At 54.9% G+C, this 20917-nt stretch carries 17 protein-coding genes and 4 pseudogenes; 3 read left to right on the top strand and 18 right to left on the bottom strand.

What is annotated here, in order from left to right; all coding sequences use genetic code 11:
- The 13 genes and pseudogenes from IM290_RS19550 to IM290_RS19490 form a co-directional block, all read right to left on the bottom strand.
- The coding region (locus tag IM290_RS19550) for a contractile injection system protein, VgrG/Pvc8 family (RefSeq protein ID WP_255517539.1) at window positions 1–413 on the bottom strand (413 nt) is incomplete at its 3' end.
- A 4-nt stretch (window positions 414–417) separates the two neighbouring features.
- The gene (gene tssJ / locus IM290_RS19545; RefSeq protein ID WP_048974000.1) at window positions 418–942 is read right to left on the bottom strand and encodes a type VI secretion system lipoprotein TssJ; all 525 of its coding nucleotides are present in this window, start codon (window positions 940–942) and stop codon (window positions 418–420) included.
- A gap of 35 nt (window positions 943–977) precedes the next feature.
- Window positions 978–1775 (bottom strand): annotated as a pseudogene (gene tssG, locus IM290_RS19540) (type VI secretion system baseplate subunit TssG); the annotation flags it as partial.
- A pseudogene (locus IM290_RS19535) lies at window positions 1757–3250 on the bottom strand (type VI secretion system Vgr family protein); the annotation flags it as partial. The pseudogenes IM290_RS19535 and tssG, both read right to left, overlap by 19 nt.
- Window positions 3247–3465 (bottom strand): annotated as a pseudogene (locus tag IM290_RS19530) (hypothetical protein); the annotation flags it as partial. The pseudogenes IM290_RS19530 and IM290_RS19535, both read right to left, overlap by 4 nt.
- Window positions 3465–3665, bottom strand: a pseudogene (locus IM290_RS19525) (hypothetical protein); the annotation flags it as partial. The pseudogenes IM290_RS19525 and IM290_RS19530, both read right to left, overlap by 1 nt.
- A gap of 19 nt (window positions 3666–3684) precedes the next feature.
- On the bottom strand, window positions 3685–4176 hold the full coding sequence (hcp, locus tag IM290_RS19520) for a type VI secretion system effector Hcp (protein WP_193042649.1): 492 nt from the start codon (window positions 4174–4176) through the stop codon (window positions 3685–3687).
- A gap of 5 nt (window positions 4177–4181) precedes the next feature.
- On the bottom strand, window positions 4182–5852 hold the full coding sequence (locus tag IM290_RS19515; RefSeq protein ID WP_193042648.1) for an OmpA family protein: 1671 nt from the start codon (window positions 5850–5852) through the stop codon (window positions 4182–4184).
- Window positions 5852–6526 carry a type VI secretion system protein TssL, short form gene (gene tssL, locus IM290_RS19510; RefSeq protein ID WP_040117720.1) on the bottom strand — a complete coding sequence of 225 codons (675 nt, stop codon included), beginning with the start codon at window positions 6524–6526 and terminating at the stop codon, window positions 5852–5854. The genes IM290_RS19515 and tssL overlap by 1 nt, the downstream gene beginning before the upstream one ends.
- Window positions 6523–7866, bottom strand: a complete 1344-nt coding sequence (gene tssK, locus IM290_RS19505; protein ID WP_163293764.1) for a type VI secretion system baseplate subunit TssK — start codon at window positions 7864–7866, stop codon at window positions 6523–6525. The genes tssL and tssK overlap by 4 nt, the downstream gene beginning before the upstream one ends.
- A gap of 13 nt (window positions 7867–7879) precedes the next feature.
- Window positions 7880–9415, bottom strand: a complete 1536-nt coding sequence (tssC, locus tag IM290_RS19500; protein WP_023324775.1) for a type VI secretion system contractile sheath large subunit — start codon at window positions 9413–9415, stop codon at window positions 7880–7882.
- A 40-nt stretch (window positions 9416–9455) separates the two neighbouring features.
- A complete protein-coding gene (tssB, locus tag IM290_RS19495) occupies window positions 9456–9947 on the bottom strand; it encodes a type VI secretion system contractile sheath small subunit (protein WP_193042647.1) in 492 nt (163 codons plus the stop codon).
- Window positions 9948–10560: 613 nt separating this feature from the next.
- Window positions 10561–12177: an ABC transporter substrate-binding protein gene (locus tag IM290_RS19490; RefSeq protein WP_193042481.1), complete on the bottom strand. Its 1617-nt coding sequence runs from the start codon at window positions 12175–12177 to the stop codon at window positions 10561–10563.
- Between the two features lie 183 nt (window positions 12178–12360).
- Between IM290_RS19490 and mpaA the strand changes: the two genes are divergently transcribed.
- A complete protein-coding gene (gene mpaA / locus IM290_RS19485; protein ID WP_193042482.1) occupies window positions 12361–13074 on the top strand; it encodes a murein tripeptide amidase MpaA in 714 nt (237 codons plus the stop codon).
- Here mpaA and ycjG read toward each other — a convergent pair.
- Window positions 13065–14030: an L-Ala-D/L-Glu epimerase gene (gene ycjG, locus IM290_RS19480; RefSeq protein WP_193042483.1), complete on the bottom strand. Its 966-nt coding sequence runs from the start codon at window positions 14028–14030 to the stop codon at window positions 13065–13067. The genes mpaA and ycjG overlap by 10 nt on opposite strands.
- Window positions 14031–14136: 106 nt before the next feature.
- Between ycjG and tpx the strand changes: the two genes are divergently transcribed.
- On the top strand, window positions 14137–14643 hold the full coding sequence (tpx, locus tag IM290_RS19475) for a thiol peroxidase (protein ID WP_003856889.1): 507 nt from the start codon (window positions 14137–14139) through the stop codon (window positions 14641–14643).
- Between the two features lie 34 nt (window positions 14644–14677).
- Here the strand turns inward: tpx and tyrR are convergent, their stop codons facing one another.
- From tyrR to IM290_RS19460, 3 genes are all read right to left on the bottom strand, one after another.
- Window positions 14678–16219, bottom strand: a complete 1542-nt coding sequence (gene tyrR / locus IM290_RS19470; RefSeq protein ID WP_023303818.1) for a transcriptional regulator TyrR — start codon at window positions 16217–16219, stop codon at window positions 14678–14680.
- A 111-nt stretch (window positions 16220–16330) separates the two neighbouring features.
- Window positions 16331–17383: a YcjF family protein gene (locus IM290_RS19465; RefSeq protein WP_193042484.1), complete on the bottom strand. Its 1053-nt coding sequence runs from the start codon at window positions 17381–17383 to the stop codon at window positions 16331–16333.
- Window positions 17380–18777, bottom strand: a complete 1398-nt coding sequence (locus IM290_RS19460; RefSeq protein WP_023296695.1) for a YcjX family protein — start codon at window positions 18775–18777, stop codon at window positions 17380–17382. The genes IM290_RS19465 and IM290_RS19460 overlap by 4 nt, the downstream gene beginning before the upstream one ends.
- A 155-nt stretch (window positions 18778–18932) precedes the next feature.
- Here IM290_RS19460 and IM290_RS19455 point away from each other — a divergent pair, with 155 nt between their 5' ends.
- Window positions 18933–19943: a LacI family DNA-binding transcriptional regulator gene (locus tag IM290_RS19455; protein WP_193042485.1), complete on the top strand. Its 1011-nt coding sequence runs from the start codon at window positions 18933–18935 to the stop codon at window positions 19941–19943.
- Window positions 19944–19976: 33 nt separating this feature from the next.
- On the opposite strand, the gene IM290_RS19450 is transcribed toward IM290_RS19455, so the two are convergent.
- A complete protein-coding gene (locus tag IM290_RS19450) occupies window positions 19977–20891 on the bottom strand; it encodes an OmpG family monomeric porin (RefSeq protein ID WP_023303821.1) in 915 nt (304 codons plus the stop codon).
- Between the last annotated feature and the right edge of the window lie 26 nt (window positions 20892–20917).

Below are 20917 nucleotides of genomic sequence, written 5' to 3'. Positions count from 1 at the left end.
CGAAACTCAAAGTCCGGCCCTTCCAGCCCGTGCTGACGCAGAACCTGCTCCACCACCTCCGGCACGGACTGGTTCTGAAATACGGCGCACTGCCGGGTGTATCCCAGCAGCGCCAGCCGGGAACTGAGCGTGAGCCGGTAGTGAGACTGGTCTTTTGATGTGGACAGCCATTGCAGGCGGGTCACCATACCGTGAACATTTTTGCCGCTGCGCATCCGGAAGGTGGCATATTTCATCAGCACCTGTTCCGGGGGAATGTTTGCTTGCCCGGAGGTGAACTCAATGTCCCACCGGAAGGGCTCGCTCAGGGCTTCCCTGCCGCGAAAGCGTAAAACATCCGCCGTCATGGTACTGTCATTAATATCCAGAAAATAACGCGTCTGTCCGTCAAAAAGCGCCAGCCAGTTATCCATTACATCACTCCTTTACCGGAACGAGGCTGAGCCAGCCATCACCCAGTTCAATCGTACGGGGTTTGTCCGGGTCGAGGTCGTCACGGGTCAGTACCAGCCGCCAGCGGTTGTCCTGCATGTCGGGACGGTTAAACAGCCCCACCACCGCCACGAACTCAGCGTCTTCATCCATGGGCATATTGAGCGTCACGCTGCCCCCGGGCATCACCAGCAGCTCTTTTGACGCCAGCATATCGTCCTTAAGTACCGTATCGGCCTTACGCAGCAGCGTCTGGTAGTCTGCTGCATCAATATTCTTACGGTCTTTAAGCTGGTAGACCCGCACCATCGTCGCCAGCGGCGTCTGTGCGCCATCGGCGTTTATGGCCGTGCGCGGGGTAAAATCCAGATGCAGCGTTTTAATTTTCTTGTAGAAGATGGATTTCGTGATGCTAACCGTACCGTCCGTGACGGTCTGTGTCAGACCGCAGCCTGTGAGCAGACCACAGGCAATAAGCGTCAGCGCCCACCAGCGGGTTACTATTGCCATTCAAAAGTTCCTTTATTGAGAATGTGAATACGTATTTAGTCGAAGCGGTAATGCCCGTCTTCAGCGGGAGGGAACGCTGAACACCGGAGTCCTTCATAGCAGCCCAGACTGACGGTCAGTGTTTCCCGGTTATCGCTGAGTCTGCCGTCCTTCAGTCCGAGCAGGCCGGTACGCCCGAGCTGAATACGCCTGCCTTTGCCAAGGCGCGGCTCAGGCAACAACCACACAGGTACAGTGAGGCGCAGTCGGGCATTGCTGCGGTAACCAAGATAGACGCGCATCAGGACCAGCAAATCGGTATGGAGGATGCCACCGGGTAACCAGCCTTCGGCTTCGCCGGGATCTTCCGTGGCCAGTGTCACCAGCACTCTGCTACAGGCTTCCCTGCCCGTTTTACCCAGCGTGGCCCGCTGTGAAAGATGAACGCGGTTTCCGGTACCCAACCCACTGCGATTATCGATATGGACCTTTACCGGATCCGGTTCGGTGATAAATACCCGGGTATTCGGTGCCAGCAGGCTCACCAGAGCCTGGATGCCTTCAGCATTGCGGGTGGGCAATCGCATGGTACCCAGCAAGGCCAGGAAACGGGAAACCGGTGTTGCCACCTGATCAGCCGTGCCCGGTATACCGAGTCCCACCAGACCCAGCAGACATTGCGATGTGGCATCGCGCGCCCCCGCCTCGAAAGTGGCCGGATACGCGTATTTTCGCCAGATCCGGTAATACTGCGTGGTGATGCGGTGGCTGAAGATATCCAGAAACGAGGTGACCGCCTCATAGCCTTCCCGGCGCTGCGCAATGTCATCCAGATAAGACGTCGGCAGAGGGGAGTACGCCACACGTTCCGCGTATGATTGTCACTGGTGACATGATCTGGATGCTCTGAATCATGCAGGGCATAAGCGATGTAGGGACGATCCGGGTCTCCACCGTCAAAAACGACGGCCACTTCAGTTCCGTCGATAAGCGGGGAGTGGAATCCGTACGTATCACCGGCATACGGTTTAGCCAGCCGCAGCCACAAATAGGCATAACCGTGTTCAGTGCTACTGCGGTCAAAGTCAAGTTTTACCCGGTATCGCCCGTCCGGGTCGAGCCAGGAATAGATGTCACCTTTCTGTGTGCTTTCCACCCGGGCAGGCAACGAGCCGGATATCACCGGACGACTGAGCAGTGCCGGACGCCAGCAGACGGTTTCGCTGTAGGGGATACCCTCAAACCTCAGCGTAAAGCTACTTTTGCGTGAACCGCGAGTGCGCACCGTGGTGATGACGATGCCTTCCTTGACGGCATCGGGTAACGTGCCGTCCGTTTCCAGTACCTGACCCGGAGCCAGAAGCGGACTGGAAGAATGCCCGCTGACGCGATATTGCGCGTTCAGAATGCGTTCGTGACGCAGACGAGCGAAGTATGCCCCGGTCTCTGTACTTTCAGTATCACCTGCTGACAGGAAGGGTTCCGCGTAATGGTACGTTTCCCCGGTGGTGATCCCTTCCTTGCTGAAAATACTTTCGGCGCTGTCCTGAGGCATCAGCGCTTCGCGGTAGTTGTAGTCACGGGTGACCACACTCCCGCTCACCACATTGTATGCGGTCTGAATACCCCAGATGCTCTCCTGGCCGCAGTCACTCATCCCGGCCTGGCTGCGCAATGGCAGCGTGAGGCCAAATTCATACTGCTGCTGGCTGTCCTGAAAAATTACCACATCCTGTTCAAGACGGCTGTCCATTTCATAACGCCAGTAAATACCGACTTCAGCCAGCAGGCGCTGAATAAATTCAAGGTCAGTTTCCCGCCACTGGGTGATGAGCTCCCGAGCCGGGTACTCCCTTGAGAGCCGGAACTCAAAGTCAGGTCCTTCCAGGCCGTGTTTACACAGTACCTGTTCAACCACTTCCGTTACCGACTGGTTGAGGTAAATCTGACTGCCCTTTGTAAAACCCAAAAGCGCGATGCGGGGAACGATCTTCAGTGCGTAACGGGTCTCGTCATTTGACGTGGAAATCCGGCGAAATGACGCCACCACCCCATAAACCGTCCGGACCGGCAGCGCCGGTGCCCCGTCAAACATCGGGGTCTGAAAAGTAAATGACGCCGGTTTCAGCAGTAACGTGTCGCAGGCAATATCCGCAGAAGAACAGGTGACTGTCACATCATACCGCCATGGCTGGCTGAGTGACTCAACCGCGTTGTAACGCAGAACATCCAGGAAATCGCCGCATCCATGCACATCAACCCGGTAACGTGACTGGCCCAGCAGCTGTTGTACCGCATCGGTTGCCTGGTTGATCAGGGAACTGTTCATGAGGCTTCTCCTTCTGCTTGTTCGTCAAATGCCAGCACAATCCCCTCCTCCTCATCCCAACCCAATGTAAGATGCTGCGGCTTCTGCCCCGCCGCCATATGCATCAGCAGCTGCTGGCTCAGCACCGGCAGAATCTGCTGGTTCAGCAGGCTGTCAACATTGCGGGCCCCGGTGTCCGGCAGCAGGCAGGCATCGGTCAACGCGTCGTACAGGCTTCCCGTTCGTCGAGCTGCAAAATGATGGCGACTTCTTCCTCTCCGATGGCGGCCAGACGTTCGCCGTGGGCGGTATTGCCCACCGCGATATCCTCCAGCAGCGCCTGCTTCTCCATAGCAAGGGCCGTGAGCTGCGCCTTCATGCGGGTCAGCGTCTCCGGCACCGTATCCAGGCTCATACGGATACGGGCAGAGGCGGTGACCGTCTGCTCGGGGCACTTACGCAGTGGGACGTTCGTTCCAGGAATCGGAATGAATGATGTTGCCGTCTTTGTAGGTCCAGGTGATTTTTTCGTAACGCAGTTCAATCTGCTCGAGGTGGTTGTGCTTCTCGAAAGCAGGGTCCTTGATGTCATGCATCTTCGGATTCACTTTCACCAGCTTCACGTTCTCAAGCTTCGTGTTGAAGTACTCCACTTCCTGGCCTGCGTCATTGATTCTGTACCATTTGAACTCGGCCGATTTCAGGGTCTGGCCGGTCGTCACCGCCTTGTACAGGTACGGGCTGGAGGAGTCGATTTCCTTGGTGAACAGGAACGGGGTGTGGATACGGGTGCCGGTCAGCTTGCCGGTATTGTTATCGGTCGGGATGTACAGGTTGTGCTCCTGGGCCACCACTTCGATACTGCCTTCACGATCTTTCACGTCCACGGACCCTTTGATGTCCGCGCCGCCGTCGTCCTTCAGCCACAGATAGACTGGAATTGCCATGTTAATTACTCCGTTACATTGTTATCAGCGCCATCATCCTGCGATGACGCATGGGTCGTGCCCGGCGCCTGACAGGCATTCGCCTGCGGCACCAGACTGATTTCGACACGGCGGTTCAGCGCCCGGCCTTCAGCCGTGTCGTTGGTGGCGACAGGACGGCTTTCACCATAGCCCTGCACCGCAAAACAGCTTTCCGGCACGTCGCCGGTATCCCGCATCCAGTCGCGCACCGACTCCGCGCGCTTAAGCGACAGCACCTGGTTGGACTGGTCATCCCCGGTGCTGTCGGTATGGCCCGCCACCACAATCAGCCAGCCGGGCTTCGCCTTGATCCCCACCAGTGAGTTCACCAGCAGCTTTGTTGAGGCGGGTTTAAGCGCCCACTTTCCGGTATCGAACAGCGACATGCTGTCGAGGCGGATGATTTTCGGTACCGGTTCCATGGCGGGAGCCGGTGGCGGCACATACGTGTCAATCGCCTTCTGTAACGCCAGCCAAAGACTCTGACCAGGGTAATAGCCCAGCGCATACCTGAGCGGTTCCCCCTGCCGCTGCCAGCGCTCCAGCAGAAGGGCGTCCTGTTTCAGTGCGGCAAGTGACTGCGCCTTAGGCTCATAATGGTTCATAGGGATGGCATACCAGCGCTGCAGATCCATTCCCACCTGGCGGATCAGCGCCGCGTTATTCATGGCAGAAACACCAAGGGCAGCAAGAACGCAGGCCAGGACCCACACAATGAGACGGCGGGTGCGCTTCCCGCCCTGAACAGGTGCACAGTAAGGCTTGAGCAACGGTAGTACCGCATCAGGAAAACGACCGGATGCCTCCGCCATTTCGTCTGTCTGCGGCAGAAGCAGGTGTGTCAGGCGACAAAGCCAGAGTGCCCATAAAGACGTATTGCTGGCTGAAGCGCCGCCGCTTTTCAGAGCCACAGCAAACGTGTGGACCGGCGGAAATAACCGATCCTCTTTCGCCAGTTCATCCATAAGAAGGGTGCGCATAAAAGCAAAGCCTTCCCGCAGTACAGGCATCAGCGCCAGACGATTTGCCTGTTGCCAGTCGTCCGTAGCCTGTGGCGTCTCATCAACAGGGTAAACAACCGGTTTGTCATCATGGACAATAACCCACGGGGTTTCAGGGCCGGAAAACTCACCGCTCAGGATCACCGGCGGTGTGAATCCGGCGATCAGGCTCAGCTGTTTCATCTGCTGGCGCAACGCTTTCAGGGTCGCGCGCAGCACCGCTTCATCCTGGTGCCCGTCGGGGTGAGAGGCATACATAACGGCGATCTGTCCGGCCTGGCGCGGCTGCCGCTCCTGAATATCGCGCACGATATCAGTGAGCCTGCTGACGTCATTCACCCGCAGCCACCAGCCCTGCGCTGTTTTACGCAGAGTATGCTCCCCGAACAGGGCATCCAGTCTGTCTCCGCAGACAAGAACAACCGGACCCGCATCAGCAAGTACGGGCAGATCAAAACCAGACCCGCCATTGCCCTGAACCTGGCTGAAACGGCTTTTTTGCCGGATCTGCCAGACGGCCAGCGCAACAATGCACAGCGTCATCACGCCTTTAAACAGCGTACCTGCCGGAATGAAGCCCCACAGAAGCCATAAAAGCGCCGCGGCACCCGCCAGTATGTGGAATATCAGAGAAACCATGACCGATTTACGCATTAATGGGGCAACTCCGGTAACTGCGCGGACAGCAGAGCCTGGAGCCAGAGATGACCGCCCCACCATACGGCACCGGTAATTACCACCGCCGCCGCGATCCAGAACCAGACAGAGCGCAGCAGGCTGTAACGGTGTTTTCCGGTCCTGCGAACCACCAGGGAAAGGCCAGCATCAAGTGGTGGAACCCGCTCAGCAAGCGCTTTCATTGCCTCTTCACGCTGGGTCTGGCTGACAGACCCCATGCTGTACAACCCCTGGAATCCCAGCGCGAGCACCCGGTGATAGCAGGTCAGAACGGCCATGTTTGGCGCTGGCTGGCGCAATACTTCCGCAATACGATCCCACAGGGCTTCACCTGCGTGCAGCGACCCGAAATAGCGCGCCTGTAGCGGCGCTTTTCGCCAGGCCACCTGGCCCGCATCAGCATCTGCCCCGTCATGCAGTTTTCTGCTCATCACCACTTCGTCAAGCAGCGCGCACTGTGCATAAGAGATATGATCGATGCTGGCTTCATCATATCCTGCACGATCCAGCGCCTCGCGCACGCTTTCCACATGTTTGCAGCAGGTGTCGTACAGCACATTCCCGTCAGGCGTTGTTGCCCCCTGCTTAAGCAGGGCGACGGTGAGCCAGGTCTCCGCCATCAGGGCATCGATATCGGTTTCTTTTCTCATGATCGCAGTACCGCAAACAGTTCAAGTTCAAGCTGTCCCAGCAGGGCAGGCACATAGAACATACAGATCCCCTGCTCCAGCATGTCCCGTGCCGCAGCACTTTCCATGTCCAGCGCGAAGTACTGGTTCTCCATCCGCACCGGTAACGCAGCAGGCACGCGATTCACGGCAATGAGTGGGATCCCCTGCAGCGCAACGGTGGAAATCGCATTCACATCATCCGGGGAACCCGCCTTGCATAATGCCGGGAATTTCTCCGCCACTTGCCAGGCCGGAACGTCAGACCGGACAGAGAGCCAGAGATCGGCTTCTTCACGCAGCCGAATGTCGTGCAGCGAGGCTTTCCAGGTCTGGGCGTCAGGTCGGGACATCTCCAGCGCTATCACACGGGACGGCAGGCTGGCTTCCAGTAAACCGGCGATCAGTTCAAACAACGGTGGAAACGTCATTTCAGGCCGGGCGTGGTCATAGCCAGGGATTGCGTCCAGATCGCTGTCCAGAGAAAACGTCAGCATACTGCCCGCAAGCCGCGCAAGCTCTGCCCACACCTGTTCCGGATGGCGAGCCGGAAAACGTTCAAACTCCACCAGTACCCTGGCATGAGAGTTAAGCGCATTGAGAAGCCAAAAAAGAGAAACATCCGCCACAGCAAAATCCGCCAGGCGCTCATTACTTTCCCGACGCATAGCCATCAACCGTTGGCGGCGGGAGCGAAGCTGGCGGTTCAGTAACACCAGCCTTTCCCGCATCGCCGGGCTGGCAGAAAACAGTGCCATAGGCGGAATGAATGCCGGATCATGACGCCAACTCCCCTGTCCGTCCCGGATCAGCCGTGCAACCGGACAGCACTGCCACGACGCGTTATCCTCATGCTCAAAACGGATCGCCAGATTAAAGCGGGCAACAGCGACGGACTCCTCTTCGCTGCCAAACGCATCCTGAACATGCACCCACTCTTCACGGTAACGGAGCGGCCGATCGGCCACTGCCGTTTCCTGAAGCACGTTATTCAGTCCGGACTGCATTAACGGCAGGGCAATTACCACCGTGACCGCGTCTGAATGCTGCGATAAATCCAGTTCGCGCGGCTCCGGAGGCAGATCGCTGACTGACGTATCCACTAGCGTGCCATCCGGCAGCCAGACCCGCAGTTGGGTAATCTGAATCAGACCCGTACCCAGCAGCCTTTCATCAAATTCCACCTGCTCAACGCCCCACGCAAACGGCGAGGAGAGCGCCGCCACGCCTGTGCTGCGAAACGTTTCCCAGTCGGACTGTTGCTGGAATTGTTGAGGGGACAGCAACGCCCCCTCGTTCCACAGCGGACGATAAATTTTCATCCCTGTTACCGCCTTACGCTTTCGCTTTCGGCATCTGGCTCACCAGAGACAGGTTCACATCCATGCCTTCCACCTGGAAGTGCGGCACCGCAAACAGCTTCACGCGGAAGAAACCCGGGTTGTCTTCGATATCTTCCACCACCACCTTCGCGTCACGCAGCGGATGAGATGCCTGCAACTCATCGCCCGGATCGGTCATTTCCGTCACCAGACTACGCACCCAGGTATTCAGCTCCAGCTCCAGCAGACGGCGGTCCTTGGTGGTGCCGATGTTCTCGCGCTGGATGAGCTTCAGATAGTGCGCAATACGCGACAGCAGGAAGATGTACGGCAGACGGGCGTTGATGCGGCTGTTGGCCGTGGCATCTGCGGTGTCGTAAAGCGCCGGTTTCTGCGCGGAGTTCGCCGAGAAGAAGCAGGCATAGTCGCGGTTTTTGTAATACGAGAGCGGAATAAAGCCGAGGTTGGCAAACTCAAACTCGCGGGTCTCCGGGATCATCACCTCAGACGGGATTTTCACCTGATTGCCGGTACCCAGATCGTACAAATGAATAGGCAGGTCTTTCACCGCCCCGCCCGCCTGCGGGCCACGGATCTGCACGCACCAGCCGTTATTGATGAAGCTCTTCACCATGTTTGACGCGAAGGAGAACGACGCGCTGGTCCACAGGTATTTCTCGTGATCCGGGCCTTTCACCTGCTCAACGTAGTTAAAGCTGCGTACAGGTACGGTGTCCGGGCCATACGGCAGACGCCCCAGCACGCGCGGCATCACGAGGCCGATGTAGCGGGCGTCGTCGGTGTCGCGGAACGATTTCCACTTGATGTATTCCGCGCGGTCGAAGTAGTTGCCGATATCCTTAATTGCAGCCACCTCTTCCATGGAGTCTTTCAGGAAGAATTTCGGCCCGACAGAGCCAATAAACGGCATATGTGCGGCAGCTGACACTTTAGAGATGTTGCGCAGCAGCGCCACATCCTGCGGGCTGGCGTCAAATTCATAGGATGAAATCACGGAGCCAATCGGCTCGCCGCCCGGAGTGTCGTATTCGGCGGTATAGGTGTGCCAGTAGAGGCCGCTCTGGATAAGTTCCGGCGCGTCTTCAAAGTCCTGACGCAGATCTTCTTTCGACACATCCAGAATTTCGGTTTTCACGTTCTGGCGGTAGTCGGTGCTATCCACCAGCTGCTTCAGGCCGCGCCACAGGGACTCCACCTTCTGGAACTCTTGGTGATGCATTACGGCATCCAGCTGACGGCTGATCTGGAAATCCAGCTCAGCGATATGGTGGTCAATCAGCGTTTTGTCGAGCTTCTCCACCGGCTGACCGGATTTGCGGATGCAGTCCATAAACACCTGCATCGCCGCCGTCAGGCGTTCACCCGCCGGAGCGTCAGAAAGCGCGGCGTCATCCAGAAACGCATTGATATCACCCAGGCTGGAGGCCGGGGTCAGGTTGATTTTTTCAAACAGGGAGGCGTAAACGCCCTCTTTTTCCAGTACGGTGGTCTGCCCCTGCGCGGAGGCGGTTTCAGTATTCACAGACATCAGCATATTCCCGGTTAATCCATTAAATTACACATGCCGCTTATTTCGGGGCCAGTGCACTCATTTCGTCGCGTAATTCCTGAGACAGCGCCGGGTCTTTAAGAATTTTCTCGAGTTCTTTTCTGAAAGTGGCGTTATCAAGGAGATTGGATTTGAGGTCGCGTAATAAATTACGCATGGCCAGCATGGCGCGGAGCTGGGGGATCTGGCGGGCAACCTGTTCAGGTTCGAAATCCTTAATATCGGAGAAATTCAGTTTTATGCTTTCTTCCGAACCATCCCCGGCCATTGTGTTAGGAATCGTCAGATTCACTTCCGGGTTAAATTCCGAAAGTACGCTGTTGAAGTTATTTTTATTGACGTTAATTTTCTCCCTTTCCGATAATGGACGATTCTCTTTTCCATTACTGAAATCACCGACGGTGAGGAGTTTAAGCGGCAGTTCGATTTTCTTCTGCGCGCCACCTGTATGCAGAGCCAGCTTTAAGTTTATGCGTGCCTTGGGCACCTCATTCTGGAATGAATCGGCCATAGCAGTCCCTTTCTTTAAAAGAAATAAATGTTAAGTGAGTGACGTTTCTTTACAAAACCATATTAGAGCAAAAGACCATTTAAAATCAACTTATCAGATCAAAGATCTACCATTGGACTTTTCTTAAGAATATTCCACTAAATTCGTGCAAACATAAATGCCATACATATGTGACACACAGCAAAAATTAACTATTTATTCACATTAATTTGGCAGGAATGACTGCTTTGATTGGAAATATTGAACTTATCGTTACATGAGGTTGAATAATTGATTTACATCAATGTATTTATTAACATGGCCCGTAACAGCGCAGAGAAATAAGGTTTTAATTCAATAAACGACATGAATATGAAAAATCCTGTATCGGACAAATTTAATCTTAAAAACAGTAATGACTACACTGCTACAGGAATGGCGAATAAATGACTACGCGTTTTTCGATAAACGGGAGGAAGAATGTCTCTGAAGATATTCATCATGACAATGAGTGATGGGCTGATATGAAGGGAATATTCGGAAATAACCAGGCTGTAAAACAATCAACCCTGAGAGCGGGCGCTTATGCGGTTAATGGATGTTAACCATAATCACGTAGCGCCCTGAGCTCTTTTTAGTGCTTTTCAATATACATTGTACGGCTGTACGCAACATCCTCTGGGTTATTTATCGGATAACCTTTAACCCATGGCTTGATGAGACGGCCATTGGTGTACTGATAAATAGGGGCAATCGGTGCTTTCTCGGTGAGGATCTTCTCGGCCATGTTGTAGTCGGCATTACGCGCTTTTTCAGTAGTTTCGAGCGTCGCCTGATGAATAATCTTATCGTAAGCAGGATCGTTGAATCGTGAGATATTCCCGCTATGGGAGGATGTCAGCAGCGACAGGAATGTTGACGGCTCATTGTAGTCCCCTACCCACGATGCACGGATGACGTCAAAATTCCCGGTATTGCGGCTGTCGATGTAGGTTTTCCACTCCTGATTCTGCAACTTAACGTCAACACCCAGATTTTTCTTCCACATGGATGCGACGGCAATCGCAATTTTCTGATGGTTTTCAGACGTGTTGTACAGCAGCGTTAATTTTAGCGGGCGCTGTGGGCCATAGCCTGCCGCCTGCAACAACGTTTTCGCCTGCGCATTCAGCTCCTGTTGCGACATCTGCTCAAATGGCGAGGCTTCCGGCGTAAAACCCGCAGTGACATCGGGAGTAAAATGCCAGGCCGGTTTCTCACCGGTCCCCAGGACTTTCTCCGCCATGATACGTCTGTCGATAGTCATGCTGAGCGCGAGACGTACGCGGGCATCCGCGGTTGGGCCTTTTTGCGTGTTAAACGCGTAGTAATAGGTCCCAAGCTGTGGCGGTGTATATACCTGACCCGGAATATCTTTAAGCAGCTTCTGGTACATGTTTTTCGGAAACGATTCTGTAATATCGATATCGCCCGCCAGATAGCGTTTGGTCGCTGAGGACTCCTGGTTGATCGGCACAAAGGTGACTTTTTTAAGCACCGTCCTGGCGTTATCCCAGTAATGAGAATTCGGCTCAACCACCAGTTTTTCATTCACCACGCGATCTTTCAGCACATACGCACCGTTGCCAATGAGCGCGCCAGGGCGGGTCCATTCCTTACCGCTCTCCACATTGGCCTTTTGAACAGGATAAAACGCGAAATTAGCCGTCAGATTACTGAACCAGGGTAGCGGTTTGTCCAGCTGCACGCGCAGCGTTTTAGCATCGACCGCCGTCACGCCGAGCGTATCCGGAGCAGCTTTGCCATCGATGATGGACTGGGCATTGTTAATGCCCGCCAGCGCCGCAAACCAGGCGAAAGGTGACGTTGTTTTAGGATCAACCAGACGACGCCAGCTATAGACAAAATCTTGTGCCGTCACCGGGGTTCCGTCAGACCACTTAGCGTTATCCCGCAACGTGAACGTCCAGACGCGGTTGTCATTGCTCTGCCAGCGCGTCGCCACGCCGGGAACTAACTCCCCTTTTTCGTTCTGATTTACCAGCCCTTCATAGAGGTCGCGGATCACCTGTATCTCGGGCAACCCCACCGCTTTTGCCGGATCGAGCGAAGCGGGCTCATCTTTAATATGTCGAACCAGCTCCTGCTTTTGCGCCAGAACCGTTCCTTCGGGAACCTCCGCGGCATATGAAAGTGAAGAAAGCCCGCACAGCCACAGCGCAGTACAAAGAAGCGAAACAGGATGCTTCATACGATCCCCTTAATGATGTCAGGTAACAGGCAGATGCGTAATTATTTGTTTCGAAACGGAGAAATGCAAATGCTTCCTCCGGAAAGTTGATGTCAGGCAATTTTCCACACACACGGAAACTATTTGATTAAGCGCGGCTTTTGCACAACACTGCCAGAAGTGACTTTATCATCAGGGTTTACTATGGCAACTACCCGACCAAGAACGGAACGCGGCGCCTTCCCGCCCGGGACTGAACATTATGGACGCTCGTTTTTAGGCGCGCCGCTGATCTGGTTTCCGGCACCCGAGGCCGATCGCAATAGCGGCTTAATCATTGCGGGCACGCATGGCGATGAAAACTCGTCTGTCGTGACGCTCTCGTGCGCGCTACGTACGCTGGCCCCCGATTTACGACGTCATCATGTGATTTTGACCGTCAACCCGGACGGTTGTCAGCTTGGATTACGGGCGAATGCACGCGGCGTTGACCTGAACAGGAACTTCCCGGCGGCAAACTGGCGCGCCGGTGAAACGGTGTATCGCTGGAACAGTTCAGCGCAGGAGCGAGATGTGGTCCTGCTCACGGGAGACAAACCCGGTTCCGAACCGGAGACTCAGGCGCTGTGCCAGCTTATTCATAAGATCCATCCGGCCTGGGTTGTCTCTTTCCACGATCCCCTCGCCTGTATTGAAGATCCTCGTCATACGGCGCTCGGGCAGTGGCTGGCGGATGCGTTTGCTCTACCTATGGTGAGCAGCGTTGGCTATGAAACACCCGGGTCGTTTGGCAGCTGGTGCGCGGACCTTAGCCTTCACTGTATCACCGCAGAGTTTCCGCCCATCTCCTCGGATGAAGCGAGCGAAAAATACCTGCGGGCGATGACAGATCTCCTGCGCCGGCAGCCTCAAAGATGAAGTACGCCGGAGGTAAAATTCAGGGCGGGTGATACGTCAACCGCCAGCCAGGTTGGGCCGTCAAGATCGGCAAAACGCACGCTGTTCACCAGCGGGAGTGCAGCGCCGATCGCTCTGGACGTGCACAACATACAGCCCAGCATCAGAGTAAAGCCTTGCGCCTGTGCATCTTGTGCCAGTGCCAGGGCCTCGGTTAACCCACCTGTTTTATCCAGCTTAATGTTCACCATTTCGTAGCGTCCCTCGAGAGCTGACAGGCTCTCACGGGTATGACAGCTTTCATCTGCACAGACGGGAAGCGGATGAATAAAATTCGCCAGCGCGGCATCGTCTTCTGCCGGGAGGGGTTGCTCCAGCATGGCAACGCCCAGATCGGCAAGCAGCTGACAACGGGCTGCCAGCCCTTCGCTGTGCCATGATTCGTTCGCATCGACGATAAGAGTGGCATCAGGCACCGCCGCACGAATGGCGACCATGCGTTCGCTAATCAGACGATCGTCGAGCTTCACCTTTAATAATGTTGCACCGGTGGCATACAACGCCTGAGCGCTGGCGGCCATTTGCTCTGGTTCACCGATGACCACCGTTTGCGCGGTGACGATCGATTGCGGCAGCGTAACGTCCAGCAGCGCAGGCAGCGGTTTTTGTTGTTTCGCCGCTTCCAGACTCCAGAGTGCGCAGTCAATCGCGTTGCGTGCCGCGCCGGCCGGCAACCGAAGCTGAAGATCCTCACGCGTCAGGCCCGCCTGCAACTCGGGCACTACCGTCATAATTTGCGCCATGACTGACGCCAGGCTTTCTCCGTAGCGAGGATAAGGGGTACATTCCCCGACGCCTTTTACGCCGTCCTCTTCACATTCAACCACGACCACACAGGCCTCATTACGGCTGCCACGCGAGATCACAAACGGGGTGTGCAATGGCCAGGCTTCTTCATAGACCTTAACGCTTCTCATCACTGACTCCTTGCAGGCCGGAAAGACAGAAAATTGGTTTGCCGTGCTAACTGCGGATGACATACACTAGCCACGACGTTAACTATTTGTAAACAGGAAGATATCTATGTCACAACTCGTTCATTTCCAGGGCAACCCGGTTGCTGTTGCAGGTTCCATCCCACAGTCTGGCAGCAAAGCACAGCCTTTTACTCTGGTGGCTAAAGATCTGTCTGACGTCACGCTGAGCCAGTTTGCTGGCAAACGTAAAGTCCTGAACATTTTCCCAAGCATCGATACTGGCGTTTGTGCTGCATCAGTGCGTAAATTCAACCAGCTGGCGACCGAAATGGACAACACCGTAGTGCTGTGCATTTCTGCTGACCTGCCGTTTGCCCAGTCCCGCTTCTGCGGCGCTGAAGGCCTGAGCAACGTCATCACCCTTTCCACTCTGCGCAGCCCGGATTTCCTGGAAAAATACGGTGTTGCCATTTCCGAAGGCGCGCTGAAAGGTCTGGCTGCTCGTGCGGTACTGGTGATCGACGAAAACGACAACGTTGTTTTCAGTGAGCTGGTTAACGAAATCACTACCGAACCGGATTACACCGCTGCACTTGAGGCGCTTAAAGCCTAAACGTAAAAAAGCCTCTGCAAAGAGGCTTTTTTATTTATTCGTCACCCTTCTTCTGATTTAACCCATACTCGCGCAGCTTATTCGCAATCGCGGTATGTGACACCCCAAGACGTTTAGCCAGCTTGCGCGTGCTCGGATAGCTGCGATAAAGCTGCGTTAACACCGAACGCTCGAAACGGCTGGTGATGTCATCCAGCGAGCCTTCCATTGCCTCTTCGCCTACCGAGACCGTCCCGGCATCGTAATCCGGCAACAGAATATCCTGAGGACGCAGTTCATACCCTTCAAGCTGAGTTAATGCGCGATAGACCGCATTTTTAAGCTGACGAATATTGCCCGGCCAGCCGTAACGCGTCAGCACGGTGCCCAGGTCGGCAGAGAGCTTCGGACGCGGCACGCCCTGCTCGTCGGCAAAACGGGCCACGAACAGTTCCGTCAACGGCATGATGTCCTGCGGGCAATCACGCAGCGGCGGTATATTGAGCGTCAGAACGTTGAGACGATAGTAGAGATCTTCGCGGAATACCCCTTTCTGCACCAGCTCCACCAGGTTTTTCTGGGTGGCGCAGATGACGCGCACGTCCACGTGCACTTCATGATCTTCCCCCACACGGCGGAACGTGCCGTCATTGAGAAAACGCAGCAGTTTAGCCTGCATCCGTGGCGACATTTCGCCAATCTCGTCCAGCAGCACCGAGCCGCCATTCGCCTGTTCAAAGAAGCCTTTTTTACCTTCCGGCGCATGCCCGAACAGCTCACTTTCAACGGCATCTTCAGGAATAGACGCGCAGTTCAGCGCCAGATACGGTTTTGCCGCACGCGGGCTGGCCATGTGCACAGCATGCGCCAGCAGATCTTTCCCCGTACCGGTATCCCCGGTAATCAGCAGCGGCGCCGTAAGATTTGCCAGCTTGCGCGCCTGGTCGATTACATGACGCATCTTCGGGCTCACCGCAATAATCTGGCTGAATGCGCCGACGTCCTGGCTGGAAAGATTCTGTAACTGGCGTCCCATCCGCACCGTGGAGCGCAGCATGATCACCGCGCCGGTGAGCACCCGCGCGGCATTTTCCCCTTTCAGGTAGACCGGCGTGATCTCCATCAGGAAATTCTGTCCGTTGATAACGACATGCTCGCTATGGGTATTTTGCGGGTTGCTGTCCAGCCAGCGCTGGAAATTAAAACCGGTGATCAGTTGCGTGGCGTGGTGCCCGATAAGTTTTTCCTGAGTCTGCGCAAACAGCTGGCAGCTGGCCTGGTTAACGCGCTCGACTTTATTTTTCAGATCGAGAGAGAGAAACGGCTCCGGCATTGCTTCCAGCAGCGCGCTCAGCGCAAGATGTTCCCGCTCGGACGGCATCCAGGGGATGGTGCGTACATCCGTAACGCCATCGATACGGCGGATTTCCGCCATCAGGCTACTGAAGGTATTAAATTCAATTTCGGCAAAATTGAGGTAAATTCGCCCGACAGGGTCGATCTCTATGCCACGTAAATCAATGCTACGTAAAACAAGAAGATCGAGTAACTCGCGGGTCAGACCGAGACGGTCCTCACAAAAGACTTCCAGACGCATGGGAAATTCACCGTTTAAGCCAATAACAGTAAAATGATATGTCAGATCACGGTATTCGGGAAGGTGGCTGTCAACAAATATTGACAGCCCGCACGATTAGTAAACAAAACCTCACTGAGCAGGTTTTTTATTGAGCGTCTCTTTAAGCTGGCCAATCAATTCGCGACGGAAATCCCCCAGCCGCGGCTTATCGCCATCGATCCAGGGGAGTGGACGACAAACCTCCATCGCTTTGATACCCAGACGTGCCGTCAGCAGACCGGCACCAATCCCCTGCGCCGCCCGGGCAGAGAGACGGGCCGCAAGATCCTGCGACATCCAGTCCATCCCGACCTCCCGTACCAGTTCGCTTGCCCCGGCGAAGGCGATATTCAGCAATACCAGTTTGAACAGGCGCAGCCGGCTGTAATAGCCAAGCTCGATGCCATACAGTCTGGCGATGCGGTTGATCAGGCGCAGGTTGCGCCAGGCGATAAAGGCCATGTCCACCGTCGCCAGCGGACTGACGGCGATCATCAGGGTAGATTCCGCCGCCGAGCGGCTGATCTCACGACGAGCCTGCGCATCCAGCACCGGCTGAACAATGTGGGCATAGAGCGTGACCACTTCCTGGTCATTCTGGGTTTCGTGGATCGCCGCATACCAGCGCTGAAGCGCCGGGTGAGAGTGATCTATCCCGGCCTGAGCCGCAAGCTTTTCACAAAAAGCACGCCCTTTTCCTGTGCCGTGACTGTGCAGCAGATCCCGCGCTTCATCGCGTTCGTGCGCACGCTGACGCAAACGCCAGAGGCGACGCCACTCGGTGACGACTGAGCCAACGCCCGCACCAACAATCAACGCCCCGGCGGCGCATCCCCCCAGCGCCACCCAGTCCTGCGTTTGCCAGGCATTGACGCCCCACTGCACGCCCTGGCCGATTACGCTCACACCAAAAAGGGCTAACCCGGCGGTCACCATCTTGCGCCACAGGCTGCGTTTCGGGCGCAGTGCCGCATCAACAACCGCTTCCGCCTGCCCCTCTTCAACCATCGGTTCGTCTGCCAGCACGGGAGCAAAGTTGTCGGCCTGCGGCCCGCTGAAGGTTTGCGCCGTTTTAAACGCCTCATGCGGGGACTGCTCAAGCTGGCCGGTAAAATCAATGCGTGGTTTTAACGGTTCCGTCATCGCAATTTATCTCCAATTAAAAACTCCAGCGCGGCATCCAGACGGATATGCGGCAATGGCTGGTCAACGTTCATGCTCTGCGGACGGAAGGCTTCGAACTGAAAACCCTGGCTTTGCCAGAAAGCCTGGCCCGGCAGACGCGCCGGGACTTCCCCCGGATAGACCGTGAGCGGCGCACCGTCGCTGAGACGGTTGCCCCGCAGGGCCGGAATTTTCTCGCCATTCAGGTCAATCAACCCACTCTGCGTAGCCTGTACGGACGCCAGCCCCAGACAGTCCATGCTGATCCCTTCGAAGGCCGCATTCTGCCAGGCATCCTGCACCAGCTGTTGTAGCAGGGATACCATGTTGGCGTGCTGATCGACCGTCACATGGTCAGCTTTTGTGGCGGCAAACAGCAGCTTGTCGATGACCGGCGAGAACAAACGGCGAAACAGCGTACGCTGGCCATAATGAAAGCTTTGCATCAGCTGCGTAAGTGCCAGCCGCATATCATTGAACGCCTGCGGCCCGCTGTTAAGCGGTTGCAGGCAGTCCACCAGTACGATCTGGCGGTCAAAGCGTAAAAAGTGATTTTTATAAAAGCCCTTAACCACCTTTTCACAGTAATAATTGTATCGCTCGCGGAGCATACCGGCGTTGGTGGTCTTGTCCGCCTGCGCCAGTTTCGATTCACCGATGCTGTCAACGTCCGGCCACGGGAAAAACTGTAGCGCGGGAGCACCGGCTAAATCACCCGGCAGAACAAAGCGGCCCGGCTGAATAAAATGCAACCCCTCCTGCTTGCACTGATGCAGGTAATCCGTCCAGGCTTCGGCTATGACGGCCAGACGGTTTTCATCCGCCGGTGCCAGCGGATCCAGCCCTTCGCAAAGCTGGCGCCATTTGGTCGACCACTCTGCCCGCTGCCCCTGCAACAGACCGGTCATCTGTCGGGACCAGCTCAGGTAATCCTGCGCCAGCATCGGTAAATCGAGCAGCCATTCTCCCGGGTAATCCACAATTTCGAGATAGAGCGTGGACGTTTCTTTGAAGTGACGCATCAGGGATTCATTCGAGCGGAAACGAAGCGCAAGACGGATTTCGCTCACGCCACGCGTCGGGGTGGGCCAGGCGGGAGGCTCCCCGTATAACTGCGCCAGACCTTCATCATAGGTGAAACGGGGTATGCCAAAATCACGTTGCGGTACGCGTTTCACCCCAAGCAACCGCTCCTCGCGCACTGCGCTAAGCAGTGGCAGGCGCGCCCCTGCATGCAGGTTCAACAGCTGATTGACCATCGCCGTAATGAATGCTGTCTTACCGCTGCGGCTCAGCCCCGTCACGGCAAGACGCAGATGGCGATCAACGCCACGGTTCACCAGAGAATTGAATTCGTTTTTAAGTCGCTTCATCGCCGTCCTTCATTGCCTGGAACCCTGAAAAAAGTCACTTCAGAATACAGTAAATTGGGGCAGATCGTTGATTATCAATTCTTAATTATTGCTATTGCCGTTTTCTCTCCAGTAAGATGGGCGCAATTGCTGTCCGTCTGGAGTGAGTAAGGTGTATGTCACCCACCATCTATGATATTGCCCGCGTTGCTGGCGTTTCGAAATCAACCGTGTCGCGCGTTCTGAATAAACAAACGAATATTTCTCCTGAAGCGCGCGAAAAGGTGTTGAAGGCGATAGAAGAATTAAATTATCAACCGAATAAACTTGCCCGCGCACTCACCTCTTCTGGCTTCGATGCCATTATGGTTATTTCGACCCGTTCAACCAAAACCACCGCAGGCAATCCTTTTTTCTCTGATGTACTGCATGCCATTACGGCAAAAGCAGAAGAAGAGGGTTTTGATGTTATTTTACAAACGTCCAAAAGCAGCGAAGATGATCTGCAAAAATGCGTAGGTAAAATAAAGCAGAAGATGATCAAGGGGATCATCATGCTAAGCTCGCCGGCGAACGAGTCTTTTTTCGCGACGCTGGACGAATACGGCGTGCCCGTGGTCGTTATTGGTAAAGTGGAAGGCAATTACCAGAATATCTATTCTGTCGACACGGATAATTTCCGCGACAGCGCCATATTAACCGACTCATTTATCACACATGGTCGCACTAAAATTGCCTGCCTGCATGCCCCGCTCGATTATCACGTTTCTATCGATCGCCTGGCGGGCTATAAATCGAGCCTTAAGAAGCAGGGTATTGCAATTAATCCGGACTGGGTTATTGATGGCGGATATACCCATGAAAGCGCGCTTCAGGCGGCCTGTCAGCTACTCTCTTCAGACAACCCCCCCGATGCGGTTTTTGCGACGGACAGCATGAAATTGCTGAGTCTTTATCGTGCCGCGGATGAGCTAAACCTGACGATCCCGGAACAGGTCGCAATGGCAGGATACAGCGACCCAATGCTATCTCTCATTTTAACCCCTGCGCCTGGCGGCTTTGATATCCCCACCAGAAAGCTGGGCGAAGAGAGCTGCGATGTGTTGTTCAGGTGCATTGCGGGTAAACCGGCCCCGCATAAGATATTGGTTGAAACGCATTTTTCAGATGCAGCTTCATTACGCTAAAAACCAGGGGCAAACGCCCCTGGTGAAGTGTTATCAAAACGCGTAATTCACGCCGATACCAGCATAGTGGAAACGGTCACTTTCCCCTTCGTCATGGTTTTCCCATTCGTAGGCATATTCCAGCGTCATGGATAAACCATTGTTAAAATCATAGGCGTACAGCATACCCAAACGGTTGAAATCATGTCCTTCACGCTCAGGATCGTCTTGCCAGTCCCAGTTTGACCAGCGATCGAGTCCCAGACGGGTATAAGGCGTTAACGTCGTCTGACCCAATGAAATCGGCAGATAGGCGCGAATTTCCTGAGTGGAGAATTCACCGTTATTACGTGAACCGTCCATATTAAAACCGCGCTCTAAATAGTAATTAACTTTTGCCGAGACCGTTTCGTTAATTGTCCAGGTAAAACCGGTTTCGGTCTCGACGCGGCTGTCAGAATAGCCGGTTTTTTCCAGATCGTTGGCAAACTGATACATGGCAAACCAGCCGCCAAAACGCCAGTCGTCGGTTAGTTTAATATCCCAGTCAGGCTGAACTTTGTAGCGCTGCATATTAGCACTACCGTCTTTAGCACCATGCTCATCCTTAAAGTGATAGCCATAATTACGGAAGCCACCGGTCAGGCCGAACGTAAAATCATCGGTGCCGATAAAACGATAGCGTAATTCTACTTCAGGACGATCGAAATAGGTGCCGCGCGTCATGCTACTGTAATCGACCGGCCCTTCCTGATACATAGCCAGCGAAATGGTCCAGGCATCCCATGTGGCATTAAACCACACGGAGGGTTCATATAATCCATCTTTATCGTCAGCCTGACCTTCTACGTTTTCAATTTCATACATGGCGCCAATATTAAATTCCCACTGTTTGGCTGATTCTGTTGCTTGCGCGCAGCTCACCCCTGCGCACAGGACGAGCGCAGCACTTCTTAGTAGAGTACTCATTAAAATATTCCTTTATAATTAACACA

The sequence above is a fragment of the Enterobacter cloacae complex sp. S1 genome (assembly GCF_014930525.1).
Lineage (GTDB): Bacteria > Pseudomonadota > Gammaproteobacteria > Enterobacterales > Enterobacteriaceae > Enterobacter > Enterobacter hormaechei_C.
This window is presented reverse-complemented; position numbering and strand designations above follow the sequence as displayed.

What these genes read in the sequence shown, in the direction of transcription:
- tssJ (WP_048974000.1), bottom strand. Translation starts at nt 942, where the DNA reads ATGGCAATAGTAACCCGCTGGTGGGCGCTGACGCTTATTGCCTGTGGT.
- hcp (WP_193042649.1), bottom strand. Translation starts at nt 4,176, where the DNA reads ATGGCAATTCCAGTCTATCTGTGGCTGAAGGACGACGGCGGCGCGGAC.
- IM290_RS19515 (WP_193042648.1), bottom strand. Translation starts at nt 5,852, where the DNA reads ATGCGTAAATCGGTCATGGTTTCTCTGATATTCCACATACTGGCGGGT.
- tssL (WP_040117720.1), bottom strand. Translation starts at nt 6,526, where the DNA reads ATGAGAAAAGAAACCGATATCGATGCCCTGATGGCGGAGACCTGGCTC.
- tssK (WP_163293764.1), bottom strand. Translation starts at nt 7,866, where the DNA reads ATGAAAATTTATCGTCCGCTGTGGAACGAGGGGGCGTTGCTGTCCCCT.
- tssC (WP_023324775.1), bottom strand. Translation starts at nt 9,415, where the DNA reads ATGTCTGTGAATACTGAAACCGCCTCCGCGCAGGGGCAGACCACCGTA.
- tssB (WP_193042647.1), bottom strand. Translation starts at nt 9,947, where the DNA reads ATGGCCGATTCATTCCAGAATGAGGTGCCCAAGGCACGCATAAACTTA.
- IM290_RS19490 (WP_193042481.1), bottom strand. Translation starts at nt 12,177, where the DNA reads ATGAAGCATCCTGTTTCGCTTCTTTGTACTGCGCTGTGGCTGTGCGGG.
- mpaA (WP_193042482.1), top strand. Translation starts at nt 12,361, where the DNA reads ATGGCAACTACCCGACCAAGAACGGAACGCGGCGCCTTCCCGCCCGGG.
- ycjG (WP_193042483.1), bottom strand. Translation starts at nt 14,030, where the DNA reads ATGAGAAGCGTTAAGGTCTATGAAGAAGCCTGGCCATTGCACACCCCG.
- tpx (WP_003856889.1), top strand. Translation starts at nt 14,137, where the DNA reads ATGTCACAACTCGTTCATTTCCAGGGCAACCCGGTTGCTGTTGCAGGT.
- tyrR (WP_023303818.1), bottom strand. Translation starts at nt 16,219, where the DNA reads ATGCGTCTGGAAGTCTTTTGTGAGGACCGTCTCGGTCTGACCCGCGAG.
- IM290_RS19465 (WP_193042484.1), bottom strand. Translation starts at nt 17,383, where the DNA reads ATGACGGAACCGTTAAAACCACGCATTGATTTTACCGGCCAGCTTGAG.
- IM290_RS19460 (WP_023296695.1), bottom strand. Translation starts at nt 18,777, where the DNA reads ATGAAGCGACTTAAAAACGAATTCAATTCTCTGGTGAACCGTGGCGTT.
- IM290_RS19455 (WP_193042485.1), top strand. Translation starts at nt 18,933, where the DNA reads ATGTCACCCACCATCTATGATATTGCCCGCGTTGCTGGCGTTTCGAAA.
- IM290_RS19450 (WP_023303821.1), bottom strand. Translation starts at nt 20,891, where the DNA reads ATGAGTACTCTACTAAGAAGTGCTGCGCTCGTCCTGTGCGCAGGGGTG.